General features: G+C 72.4%; 8 protein-coding genes. 4 read left to right on the forward strand and 4 right to left on the reverse strand.

Annotated features, from left to right (window positions below):
* Nucleotides 1-118 precede the first annotated feature (118 nt).
* On the reverse strand, nt 119-874 hold the full coding sequence (locus tag Q0795_RS08800) for a hypothetical protein (RefSeq protein WP_298888914.1): 756 nt from the start codon (nt 872-874) through the stop codon (nt 119-121).
* A gap of 84 nt (nt 875-958) precedes the next feature.
* Between Q0795_RS08800 and Q0795_RS08805 the strand changes: the two genes are divergently transcribed.
* From Q0795_RS08805 to Q0795_RS08815, 3 genes are all read left to right on the forward strand, one after another.
* On the forward strand, nt 959-2,029 hold the full coding sequence (locus Q0795_RS08805; protein ID WP_298888916.1) for an aldo/keto reductase: 1,071 nt from the start codon (nt 959-961) through the stop codon (nt 2,027-2,029).
* A gap of 19 nt (nt 2,030-2,048) precedes the next feature.
* Nucleotides 2,049-3,014, forward strand: coding sequence for an acyl-CoA thioesterase II (locus tag Q0795_RS08810; RefSeq protein WP_298888918.1), 966 nt, complete (start codon nt 2,049-2,051; stop codon nt 3,012-3,014).
* A 180-nt stretch (nt 3,015-3,194) separates the two neighbouring features.
* Nucleotides 3,195-7,133 carry a cell wall-binding repeat-containing protein gene (locus tag Q0795_RS08815; RefSeq protein WP_298888920.1) on the forward strand — a complete coding sequence of 1,313 codons (3,939 nt, stop codon included), beginning with the start codon at nt 3,195-3,197 and terminating at the stop codon, nt 7,131-7,133.
* 203 nt (nt 7,134-7,336) lie between these two features.
* On the opposite strand, the gene Q0795_RS08820 is transcribed toward Q0795_RS08815, so the two are convergent.
* Complete coding sequence (locus Q0795_RS08820; protein WP_298888922.1) at nt 7,337-9,163, reverse strand: glycoside hydrolase family 15 protein; 1,827 nt, start codon at nt 9,161-9,163, stop codon at nt 7,337-7,339.
* 146 nt (nt 9,164-9,309) lie between these two features.
* Between Q0795_RS08820 and Q0795_RS08825 the strand changes: the two genes are divergently transcribed.
* Nucleotides 9,310-9,501 carry a hypothetical protein gene (locus Q0795_RS08825; RefSeq protein ID WP_139720181.1) on the forward strand — a complete coding sequence of 64 codons (192 nt, stop codon included), beginning with the start codon at nt 9,310-9,312 and terminating at the stop codon, nt 9,499-9,501.
* 8 nt (nt 9,502-9,509) lie between these two features.
* On the opposite strand, the gene Q0795_RS08830 is transcribed toward Q0795_RS08825, so the two are convergent.
* Both Q0795_RS08830 and ettA read right to left on the reverse strand, forming a co-directional pair.
* The gene (locus Q0795_RS08830; protein ID WP_298888927.1) at nt 9,510-10,496 is read right to left on the reverse strand and encodes a pseudouridine synthase; all 987 of its coding nucleotides are present in this window, start codon (nt 10,494-10,496) and stop codon (nt 9,510-9,512) included.
* 5 nt (nt 10,497-10,501) lie between these two features.
* Nucleotides 10,502-12,184: an energy-dependent translational throttle protein EttA gene (ettA, locus tag Q0795_RS08835; RefSeq protein WP_298888929.1), complete on the reverse strand. Its 1,683-nt coding sequence runs from the start codon at nt 12,182-12,184 to the stop codon at nt 10,502-10,504.
* Nucleotides 12,185-12,204 lie beyond the last annotated feature (20 nt).

Consider the following 12,204-nt stretch of genomic DNA (forward strand, 5'->3'; position numbering starts at 1 on the left):
CACGCCCGGACGGAACCTGAGCAGAGAAGCGCTCCCCAGGCAGGGGGTACAGGGCCTGCTTCGGGCGTCTTTCTCTGCTCAGGTCGCGGGACCACCGGGTAGGCCTGCCCCGCCCAGGTCACTCCCCGCGCAGCACGTCGACGTGCACGTGGTCGCGGTGGCGCAGGACCGGGTCGTCCGAGCCGCCCGGCGCCCGGTAGTCCTGCCAGCCCCGCGCGGACCCGCGCACACCCCAGTAGTGGTCGTCGAAGATGACGTACTGCACGGTGAGCTCGTCGGCATGGGCCACCAGCCACTGGCTCAGCACCCACCCGTCGTCGAGGTGGTCCTCGGTCACCGGCCGGAAGAAGTAGTCCACCGCCCGGCCCTCGTAGTGCGTGGACTCCTCGCCGTGCCCGGAGTCCACGCCGCCGGGGGCGAACCCCCCGATGGGCAGGTCACCCACCTCGGTGCGCACCGCGTCGAGCACCGCCTGCGCCCTCGGGGTGAGGCCGGACCCCGTCTCCGCCTCGACGGCCGGCTCGGCCACCGGCACCCGGCAGGTCAGCGCCGTGCCGGCCCGGGCGGTGCGCACGGCCTCGACCACCCCGTCGGGCAGCTCCGACACCGCGGCCCCGTCGCCCGCATCCGGCCCACCCAGCGAGCGGGCCGCCTCCGCGGTGGCCGCCCGCGCCTGGTCACGGTCCAGCGGCACCCGCTGCCCGTCGACCACCACCCCGCACGGCGCGCCGACCGCCGCCACCCAGGCGCCGACCGGCCGCATGAACGGCGCAACCAGGACCGCGCCCACCAGTGCGGCGAGGAGGACGAGCAGGACGACGCTCCCGCGCCGCGACCCACCAGGAGCGGACGCGGGGGACGGGCGCTGCGGCATACCTCATGGTCCCAAGGCCGGCTGACCCCGACCTGGGCGCGGGCGGCGGCGACGGACCGCGCGCCCGCGCGTAGCGTGAGACCCATGACCGATGCCTACTACGCCCAGGACGTCCCCGACACCCACCGGCCCTACGTCGCGGCCCCCGACCGGCACCAGAAGCTGGACTACCGCCGCGTCGGGGACAGTGGGCTGCTGCTGCCGCCGCTCTCGCTCGGCCTCTGGTACAACTTCGGCGACAACCGCCCCTTCGACACCCAGCGGGCCATCCTGCGGCGCTCCTTCGACGAGGGCATCACCCACTTCGACCTGGCCAACAACTACGGCCCGCCCTACGGCTCCGCCGAGGAGAACTTCGGGCGGATGATGCGCACCGACTTCGCTCCCTACCGCCACGAGATGGTGCTCTCCACCAAGGCGGGCTGGGACATGTGGCCCGGCCCCTACGGCATGCTCGGCTCGCGCAAGTACCTCCTGGCGAGCCTGGACGAGTCGCTGGGCCGGATGAGCGTCGACCACGTCGACATCTTCTACTCCCACCGCGCGGACGAGGACACCCCGGTCGCCGAGACCGTGGGGGCCCTCGACACCGCGGTCCGCCAGGGCAAGGCGCTGTATGCCGGCATCTCCAGCTACTCCCCCGAGCGCACCGCCGAGGCGGTCGCCGTCGCCCGGGAGCTGGGCACCCCCCTGGTCATCCACCAGCCGGCCTACAACATGCTCAACCGCTGGGTCGAGGACGGCCTGCTGGAGGCCCTGCCGGGGCACGGCATGGGCTCGATCGGCTTCACCGCCCTCGCCCAGGGCCTGCTCACCGACAAGTATCTCGACCGCGACGACGCCGAGCGCGCCACCGCGCGCCCCTCGTTCGACTCCAGCGTGCTCACCGACGCCAACCGGGAGCGGCTGCGCGGGCTGGCGAAGGTCGCCGAGGGCCGCGGACAGACCCTGGCGCAGATGGCGCTGTCGTGGGCGATCCGCCCCGGCGGGGTCACCTCCACCCTCATCGGGGTCTCCAGCATCGAGCAGCTCGAGGACAACCTCGCCGCCGCCCACCGCACCGACTTCACCGACGACGAGCTCGCCGAGATCGACCGGCTCTCCGGCAGCACCGAGGGTGTGGACATCTGGGCGCCGTCCGCGCAGATCGAGTGAGTCACTAGGCTGCGTGGTCGTGACCGACGCGCCGCTGGACTACCCGATCGACGACCTGCTCGACGTGCTCGACCTGCGCCGTGAGGGGTCCACCACCATCCGGGTGGCCTCCCCCGAGGGCACCGGCGAGGACCTGGCCGACTCCCAGGGAGACGTCTTCGCCGGCCGCAGCCAGCCCATGCCGCACGGCCGGGTCTTCGGCGGACAGGTGCTCGCGCAGTGCCTGGTCGCGGCCGGGCGGACGGTGGAGCCGGTCGAGGACGGGTCGGACGCCGAGCCCCTGCCCCGGCCGATCCACTCGATGCACGGCTACTTCCTGCGGGCGGGCGACGCGAACCGACCGCTGCGCTTCCTCGTGGAGCGGATGCGTGACGGGCGCAGCTTCAGCGCCCGTCGGGTGCACGCCGTGCAGGACGGCCGCATCCTCATGTCGATCATCATGTCCTTCCAGGAGGCCTCCGAGGGGCTCGAGCACCAGATCCCCATGCCGGCGGCGCCCGCCCCCGACACCCTGCGCTCGGACCGGGAGATCCTCGAGCACGTGCCGCACCCGGTGGCGCAGGAGACGGCCCGCCGCAGGCCCGTCGAGCTGCGGCACGTGGACCCGCTGCTCCTCGGCCCGGGGGAACCCGGGGCCAGCGAGCAGTCGGTGTGGCTGCGGATCGCGCGCGAGCTGCCGGAGGACCCGCTGCTGCACGCCGCCATCCTCGCCTACGCCTCGGACTACACGCTGCTGGAGCCGATCCTGCGGCGGCACGGCATCGGCTGGGGCGACCCCCGGCTGCGACCGGCCAGTCTCGACCACTCCATGTGGTTCCACCGGCCCGCCCGGGTCGATGACTGGGTGCTCTACACCCAGAGCTCACCGTCGGCCCAGTCCGGCCGCGGGCTGGGCACCGGGCACATGTTCGCCGCCGACGGGCGCCTGCTGGCGACCGTCGGGCAGGAGGGCATGGTACGGCTCAAGGGGTCCGCGGACCACTGACCCTGACGCCACGTCCGGGTAACGATCCGGTCACGACGGGACCTGTGCACCATCTCGCTGTAGACACCCTGGGAACCCCGGACAATACTGCCAAGGGTCACCCCTGGGGATCACGCGGCTCGTCGACGGAGACAGGCTGTCCAGCGGCGACGTCCCACCGTTCCAAGCAAAGGACACACTGTGCACCAGCCATCTGCTCGCCGGAGGACGCGCCTGCTGGCGCTCGCCGGCGCAGGGGCCGTCGTCGCACCGCTGGCCCTGGTAGCCCCCGCAGCATGGGCGAACCCGGAGATCACGGTCAACGAGGACGGCACCTACATCGTCATGCTCGCGGACAGCTCGCTGGCCGCCTACGAGGGCGGCGTCAGCGGCATCCCCGCGACCAAGCCCGCCGAGGGGGAGAAGCTCAGCACCACGAGCGCCGCCGCGGACGAGTACACCGCATACCTCGACCGGCAGCAGAACGCCGTGCTCGACTCCGTCGGCCTGGACCGGGCGGACGCCGTCTACACCTACTCGACGTCGTTCAACGGCTTCACCGCCGAGCTGACCGGCTCCCAGGTGTCCGCCCTGCGCAAGGACCCCAACGTCGCCGCGGTGTGGGAGGACGAGATCCGGACCTCCGACACCGTCACCACCCCGGACTACCTGGGCCTGACCGGCGAGGACGGCGTCTGGAACACCCAGTTCGGTGGTGACGCCGACGCGGGTGCGGGCATGGTCGTCGGCATCATCGACACCGGCTTCTGGCCGGAGAACCCCAGCTTCGCCGCGCTGCCGGGTGACCCCGCCGCGCCCGAGGGCTGGCAGGGCGAGTGCGTCGAGGGTGACGCGGCCGACGACGCCGACAACGTGACCTGCAACAGCAAGGTCATCGGCGCCCGCTACTACCCCGAGGGCAACAACACCGCCTTCGACTTCCTGTCGCCGCGCGACACCGACGGGCACGGCAGCCACGTCGGCGGCACCTCGGCCGGCAACGTGGACGTCCCCATGGACTTCATGGGCGACGACCTGGGCGTCGGCAGCGGTATGGCGCCGGCCGCCCACCTCTCCTTCTACAAGGCGCTCTGGGCGACCGAGGACGGCGGCGGCTCCGGCACGACGTCCGGCCTCGTGGCCGCCATCGACGACGCCGTCGCCGACGGTGTCGACGTCATCAACTACTCGGTCTCCGGCTCCTCGCAGTTCGTGGTGACCCCCGACGAGCTCGCCTTCTTCGACGCCGCGGAAGCCGGCGTCTTCGTGTCGACCTCCGCGGGCAACAGCGGCGACACGGTCGGCGAGAGCTCCGTGGCGCACAACTCGCCGTGGACCATGACGGTCGCCGCCTCCACGCACGACCGCACCAACTCCGCCGAGGTCGAGCTGGGCGACGGCCCCCCCGTCACCCGGGTGTCCGGCACCAACCGGTACGACACCGCGGCCCAGATCGCGGCGGCGTACCCGGAGGGCGTCGACACCGTCTACATCGCCACCGGCAACCAGTTCGCGGACGCGCTGTCCGGCGCCGCGGCCGCCTCGCAGGGCCTGGTCCCCGCGGCCGGTCTCGACCAGCCCGCCGTCGCCCCCGACGGCTCGCCCGCCCCGGTGCTGCTCACCAAGGTCGACGAGATCCCGGGCGCCACGATGGACGCCCTCGAGTCGATCGACCCCGACAACATCGTCGTGCTCGGCGGTGAGGTCGCCGTCTCCGAGTCCGTCGAGGAGACGCTGGAGTCCTACGGCACGGTGACCCGCGTCTCGGGTGCCGACCGCTACGAGACCGCCGCCCTCGTCGCCCAGCAGTACGGCGAGGTGGACCACGTCTACGTCGCCACCGGTCAGGACGAGGCCTTCCCGGACGCGCTGTCCGGCTCCGCGCTCGCCGGCAGCGAGGGCGTGCCCGTCCTGCTCACCAAGACCGACATGGTCCCGAGCGCCGTGAACGACGCGCTGGCCGCCATGGGCGACCCGGAGATCCACGTCATCGGTGGCGAGGTCGCGGTGAGCGAGGACGTCTACGAGGACCTGGGCGCCAGCGCCCGCCTCTCCGGCACCGACCGCTACGGCACGTCCGTCGCCATCGCCGAGGAGTTCGGCTTCGGTGAGGACAACCCGGCCCCCGTGGTGCACACCGCCACCGGTCGCGACTACCCGGACGCCCTCGCGGGGTCGGCGCTGGCCGGCTACCAGGGCGTTCCAGTCATGCTGAGCCGCCCCGACGAGGTGCCCGGCGTCGTGCTCGACGGCATGGTGGCCCTGGCCCCCGAGTCCGCCTTCATCCTCGGCGGTGAGGGCGCCCTCAACGAGGACGTCCAGATGCAGATCGAGGCGCTCTTCGGCGAGGACGAGACCTTTGCCGGCATCAGCGCCGGCGACGGCGTGGGCCCGGCCCCGCTGGTCAACTCGGTCGACATCCCCGCGGCCGGTGCGACCGCCGACCAGGCGCTGCTGTGCCTGCCCGGTTCGCTGGACGCGGCCGAGGCCGCCGACCACATCGTCATCTGCACCCGGGGCACCAACGCCCGGACGGAGAAGAGCGAGACGGTCGAGGCCGCCGGCGGTGTCGGCATGATCCTGGCCAACAACAACGACGGCGAGTCGCTCAACGGCGACTTCCACGCGGTTCCCTCGATCCACGTCAACGGCACCGCCGGTGACGCGATCAAGGAGTACGAGGCCTCCGACCCCGACCCGATGGCCACCATCTCGGCCTCCGGCGAAGGCCCGGAGATCACCTACCCGGAGATGGCCGGCTTCAGCTCCTACGGCCCGGCGACCGCCGGTGGCGGGGACCTGCTCAAGCCCGACATCACCGCCCCGGGCGTCGACGTCATCGCCGCGGTCTCCCCGGCCGGTTCCGGTGGCGCCAACTTCAACAGCCTCTCCGGCACCTCCATGTCCGCCCCGCACATCGCCGGCCTGGCCGCGCTGATGATGCAGGACAACCCGGACTGGGGCCCGATGGGCGTCAAGTCCGCGATGATGACGACGGCCGACCCGACCAACTCCGAGGGTGAGCTCATCACCTACGCCGGCGCGCCGGCGAGCCCGCTCCACTACGGGTCCGGTGAGGTCGAGCCGGGTGCTGCCTACGACACGCCGCTGGTCTACGACTCGGGCGCCGAGGACTGGCTGGCCTACGCGTGCGCCATCGGGCAGCTCCAGCTGGTCGGCGGCTCGGCATACTGTGCCAGCATCGACGAGAGCGACGCGAGCGACCTCAACTACCCGAGCATCGCGATCGGTGACCTGGGCGGCGCGCAGACCGTCACCCGCACCGTGACCGACGCGACCGGGGCCGGTGGCACGTTCACCGCCGAGGTCGAGGCGCCCCCGGGCGTCGACGTGGTCGTCGAGCCCTCCACGGTCACCGTGGAGCCCGGTGGCACGGCGACCTTCACGGTCTCCTTCACCACCGCGGGTGCGACCCTGGACGAGTGGACCTTCGGGTCGCTCACCTGGACCGGGCCTGGCGCCGACGTGACCAGCCCGCTGGCGATCCAGCCGGTGGCGATGGGCGCGCCGGAGGAGATCCGCGGCGACACCACCGAGGGCTCGGCGACCTTCGAGGTCACCCCGGGCTTCTCCGGTGAGCTCACCTCGGTGCCGCACGGCCTCGTGGCCTCGGACGTCACCGACGTCGCGGTCACCTCGGACGGCCCCAGCGGTGGCGCGGGTATCGCGGACGAGGTCGTGCCGGTCACGGTGCCCGAGGGCACCACGGCCATCCGGGTCGAGGTCGTGGAGTCGGAGTGGGCCCCCGCAGGGCTCGACCTCGACCTCTACCTCGCGACCGCCGACGGCACCGTCATCGGCCAGTCCGCCGCCGGCGGCTCGGACGAGTCGGTCACCGTGGTGGCGCCCGCCCCGGGCGACTACCTCGTCGCGATCGACTACTGGGACGGCGCCGCGGGTGACACCGCCAACGGTCCGCTGCACGTCTTCATGCCGTCCGCGGACGAGGGCAACATGTCGGTCACGCCGTCCCCGACCACGGTGGTCGCCGGCACGCCGCTGGACCTGACCGCCGCCTGGACCGGGCTGGAGGCCGCCACCCGCTACATGGGTGCGATCGGCTACAGCAACGGCACCGAGGAGGTCGCCTACACCCTGGTCTCGGTCAACACGCCGTGACCCCTGGGCGGGCGGGCTGAGGCCCGACCGACCCAGAGCACCGGGCCCGTCCCCTCTTCGGAGGGGGCGGGCCCGACGCATACCCCTTCACCGGACCCGGCGGCCGGTCATCGACGCGAACGACGTCCTGCGGGATCCCGAGTCCGTGTGCGCTGGTGGCCGTTCGGGGGCCGCGAACGCGCACGCGACGTCCGGTGCAGGGGTCAGGAGGACTGGGCGCGCACCTGCGCGATGGCGTCGGCGGCCCGCACCAGGCCCAGGTGGCTGAACGCCTGCGGGTAGTTGCCGAGCATGCGGCGCGAGGCGGGGTCGTACTCCTCGGCGAGCAGGTCCAGGGGCTGGCCCGCGTCGACGCAGGCCTGCATGAGCGCCTCCGCCTCCTCCAGCCGGCCGCTGCGGGCATACTGCTCCACCAGCCAGAAGGTGCAGATGAAGAAGGTCGCCTCCCCGCCCTCCAGGCCGTCCATGTTGTCCGACTCGTGCATGCGGTAGCGGTGCAGGAAACCGGCGTCGTCGACGAGGTCCTCCTCGAGCCGTCGGACGGTCGCCAGCATCCGAGGGTCGTCGTAGCCGCAGAAGCCGGTGTGCGGGATCTGCAGCAACGAGGCGTCCACCTCGTCGTTGGCGTAGGTCTGGCGGAAGGCGCCGTCCGGCCCGACGCCACGCTCCTCGATCTCGGCCCGAACACGGTCGCGCAGCTCGCGCCAGTGGTCCACGTCGCCGGGCAGCCCGCACTCCTCGACCGCGCGGACCCCCTGGTCGAAGGCCGCCCAGATCATCACCCGGCCGTGGGTGAAGAAGTGCTTGTCCCCCCGCATCTCCCAGATGCCGTGGTCCGGCTCCGAGAGCCGCTCGGCCTGCGTCTGGAGCATCACCCGCTGGACGCCCCAGCTGTACCGGTCCTCCGCGATGCCACCGTCGCGCAGGTCCGCCAGCGCGAGCATGACCTCGCCGATGACGTCGGCCTGGTACTGGTCCGCCGCACCGTTGCCGATGCGGACCGGTCGGGACCCGGCATACCCGCTCAGGTGCGGCAGCTCGCGCTCGGTGAGGTCGCGCTCGCCGCCGAGGCCGTACATGATGCGCAGCTGGTTGGAGTGGCCGGCGATCGCGCGCAGCAGCCACTCCCGCCAGGCCTCCGCGCCGCCGTCGAGGCCGTGGCTCAGCATCGCCTGGAGGGTGAGCGCCGAGTCCCGCAGCCAGGTGTAGCGGTAGTCCCAGTTGCGCTCCCCGCCGGGGTCCTCCGGCAGCGACGTCGTCGCGGCGGCGACGATGCCGCCGGTGTCGGCATGGGTGAGCGCGCGCAGCACGGTGAGCGACCGGGTGATCTGGCGGGCCCACGGCCCCTCCGCCTGGATGCGCTCGCTCCAGGCCCGCCAGTCGTCGACGGTCTCCTGCAGCAGCGTCTGGGGGTCGATGAGGGTCGGGAGGGGTCGCCAGGACTCCTGCCCGGTGAGGACCCAGCACAGCTCGTCGCCCTCGCTGAGCCGGTGCCGCCCCCGGTGGGCGTCCTCCTCGGGCACCGGCTCGGGCAGCGGACCGTGCAGGATCAGCCGGGACGGGCCGCCGACGGCGGTGAGGACCTCCTCGCCGCCGTCCTCCTCGACGCGCGTCCGGTGCACCCACGGGCGCAGGGTCGCGTAGTCGAAGCGCATGATGAGCTCGTGCTCCACCTCGACGCTGCCCGAGGTGCACCGCACCTGTCGGACGATGTCGGAGCGGCCGTCCCCCGGCGGCATGAAGGTGAGCACCTCGGCGGTGCCCTCCGGGCCACGCCAGAGGGTGCGGAAGACGAAGGTGCCCTCCACGTAGTCGCGTGCCTCCACCTCGCCCTCGACGACCCGGACCAGCCACCGGCCGTCCTGCTCGGTGCCGAGCAGGGAGGCGAAGACGGAGGGCGAGTCGAAGCGCGGCAGGCACAGCCAGTCGACGCTGCCCTCCGGCGAGATGAGCGCGGCCGTGCGCATGTCGCCGACGACCGCGTAGTGGCCGATGGGGACGTCCGCGGTCGGGTCGGTGCCAGCAGTCATACCCGAAGTCTGTCAGGTGGGGCACCGGCCGCCCCGGCCGGCGCCGACCGGCACGCACACGGCGGGCACAGGTCCGCGGTGCACCATGGGGGGTAGGGGCGGCCCCGTGACGCCGCCCGCAGACGACGGACGAGAGGATCACCGGTATGTGGTGGAACGACCTGCTGTGGGGGATGTGGAACGGGCTCACCGCCTGGGTGGTGCTCATCGCCCACGTCTTCGGGGCCTGGGAGCAGTTCCCCTTCTACGACGTGGACCGCGCGGGCAACTGGTACGACCTGGGCTTCCTGCTCGGCGCGGGCTCGCCCCTGCTCGGCCTGCTCGGTCGACGCGGCTGACCGGGCCCTCAGGCCCGGGTGTCCCTCTCCGCCCGGGGGGACGGGACCGCGGTGGCGGGCGCCCCGGGTACGGGCAGCGTGCGCCGTGAGGTGATGCTCCGCTCCTCGCCGCTGACGGGGTCGAGGAAGCGGACCTCCCGGGCGAGCAGCTGCAGCGGCGAGCCGAAGTCGGTGGGGTCGACCTCGCGCACCACCGGGTAGAGGGGGTCGCCCACCACGGGGATCCCCAGGCCGCACAGGTGCACGCGCAGCTGGTGGGTGCGCCCGGTGGTGGGGGTGAGCCGGTAGCGGCCGTGCCCGTCCCGCTCCTCGACGAGCTCGACGTGGGTGCGCGCGTTGGGCGTCCCGGGCACCACCCGGGCCCTCAGGTCACCGCGCTCCTTGACGATCCGGTCGACGACCGTGGTGGGCAGCGCCAGGTCCGGGCGGACGGGCGCGATCGCCTCGTAGGTCTTGGCCAGCCCGCCCTCCTGGACCATCCGCTGGTAGGGGCCGCGCGCGGCCCGCCGGGTGGTGAGCAGGAGCACCCCGCTCGTCAGCCGGTCCAGACGGTGGGCCGGGGCGAGCTCGGGCAGGTCCAGGGCGCGACGCAGCCGGACGAGCACCGTCTGCGCCACGTGCCCGCCGCGCGGTGCGGTCGCGAGGAACGGCGGCTTGTCCACGACGAGGAGGCTGGTGTCCTCGTCGTGCAGCAGGACCTCCACCTCGAACGGCACCGGCACCTCGGCCGGCAGGTCACGGTAGAGGTACACCGCGCTCCCCGGACGGTATGCCGTCGCTGCCGTCACCGTGCTGCCGTCGCCCAGGACGATCTCACCCTCGGTGAGGCGCCGGTCGATCGCCACGGGGTCGCCGGTCACGTGGACGAGGAAGTCGACGACCCGGCCCCAGGGCTGACCCTCGGGGTCGAGCGCCCCGACGGGCATCCGCACCCGCGCCGGCCCCAGGCCGTCCCGCGGCGGGAGGGGCGCCCCGGGCCGGGGACGACGCGGCATACCCCTCAGTCGCGGGTGAGCCGGCGGTAGGTCACCCGGTGCGGGCGGGCCGCCTCGGCGCCGAGCCGCTCCACCTTGTTCTCCTCGTAGGCACCGAAGTTGCCCTCGAACCAGTACCAGTTCGCCGGCTCGGACTCGGTGCCCTCGTAGGCGAGGATGTGGGTCGCCACGCGGTCGAGGAACCACCGGTCGTGGCTGATGACCACGGCGCAGCCGGGGAAGTTGAGCAGGGCGTTCTCGAGGCTGCCGAGGGTCTCGACGTCGAGGTCGTTGGTCGGCTCGTCGAGCAGGAGCAGGTTGCCGCCCTCCTTGAGGGTCAGCGCCAGGTTGAGCCGGTTGCGCTCCCCACCGGACAGGACGCCGGCCTTCTTCTGCTGGTCCGGGCCCTTGAAGCCGAACTGGCTGACGTAGGCGCGGCTGGGGATCTCGACCTGACCGACCTGGATGAAGTCCAGCCCGTCGGAGACGACCTCCCAGAGCGACTTGTCCGCCGCGATGCCGCCGCGGGACTGGTCGACGTAGGAGATCTCGACCGTGTCCCCGACCTTCACCTCGCCGCCGTCCGGCTCCTCCATCCCGACGATGGTCTTGAACAGCGTGGTCTTGCCGACACCGTTGGGGCCGATGACACCGACGATGCCGTTGCGCGGCAGCGTGAACGACAGGCCGTCGATGAGCGTGCGGTCGCCGAAGCCCTTCGTCAGGTCCTTGACCTCGATCACCTGGCTGCCGAGGCGCGGGCCCGGCGGGATCTGGATCTCCTCGAAGTCCAGCTTGCGGGTCCGCTCTGCCTCGGTGGCCATCTCCTCATAGCGCGCCAGCCGGGCCTTGTTCTTGGTCTGCTTGGCCTTGGGGTTGGAGCGCACCCATTCCAGCTCGTTCTCGAGCCGCTTGGCGAGCTTGGCGTCCTTCTTGCCCTGAACCGCCAGGCGCTCACGCTTCTTCTCCAGGTAGGTGGAGTAGTTGCCCTCGTAGGGGTAGAGCCGCCCGCGGTCCACCTCGGCGATCCACTGGGCCACGTTGTCGAGGAAGTACCGGTCGTGAGTCACGGCCAGGACGGCGCCGGGGTAGGAGGCCAGGTGCTGCTCGAGCCACTGCACCGACTCGGCGTCCAGGTGGTTGGTGGGCTCGTCGAGCAGCAGCAGGTCCGGCTTGGACAGCAGCAGCTTGCACAGGGCCACGCGGCGCCGCTCACCACCGGAGAGCACGGTCACGTCGCTGTCGGGCGGGGGGCACCGCAGGGCGTCCATCGCCTGGTCCAGCTGGGCGTCCAGGTCCCACGCGTCGGCGTGGTCGATCTCCTCCTGGAGCGTGCCCATCTCGGCCATGAGCGCGTCGAAGTCGGCGTCGGGGGCGGACATCTCCTCGGAGATCTCGTTGAACCGGTCGACCTTGCGCTTGATCTCGCCGAGTCCCTCCTCGACATTGCCGAGCACGGTCTTGTCCTCGCTGAGCGGGGGCTCCTGCTCCAGGATGCCCACGGAGTAGCCCGGGGTCAGGCGGGCCTCGCCGTTGGACGGCTGGTCCATCCCGGCCATGATCTTGAGGATCGTCGACTTGCCGGCGCCGTTGGGCCCGACGACGCCGATCTTGGCGCCCGGGTAGAAGGACATCGTCACGTCGTCGAGGATCACCTTGTCGCCGTGCGCCTTGCGCGCACGGGTCATGGTGTAGATGAATTCGGCCATGCCGCCAGGGTATCGGGGCG

Source organism: uncultured Serinicoccus sp., from assembly GCF_947487915.1.
Lineage (GTDB): Bacteria > Actinomycetota > Actinomycetes > Actinomycetales > Dermatophilaceae > Ornithinicoccus.

Excerpts from the sequence above, each read along its gene's own strand:
- Q0795_RS08800 (WP_298888914.1), bottom strand. The coding sequence starts at position 874 with ATGCCGCAGCGCCCGTCCCCCGCGTCCGCTCCTGGTGGGTCGCGGCGC.
- Q0795_RS08805 (WP_298888916.1), top strand. The coding sequence starts at position 959 with ATGACCGATGCCTACTACGCCCAGGACGTCCCCGACACCCACCGGCCC.
- Q0795_RS08820 (WP_298888922.1), bottom strand. The coding sequence starts at position 9,163 with ATGACTGCTGGCACCGACCCGACCGCGGACGTCCCCATCGGCCACTAC.
- Q0795_RS08825 (WP_139720181.1), top strand. The coding sequence starts at position 9,310 with ATGTGGTGGAACGACCTGCTGTGGGGGATGTGGAACGGGCTCACCGCC.
- Q0795_RS08830 (WP_298888927.1), bottom strand. The coding sequence starts at position 10,496 with ATGCCGCGTCGTCCCCGGCCCGGGGCGCCCCTCCCGCCGCGGGACGGC.
- ettA (WP_298888929.1), bottom strand. The coding sequence starts at position 12,184 with ATGGCCGAATTCATCTACACCATGACCCGTGCGCGCAAGGCGCACGGC.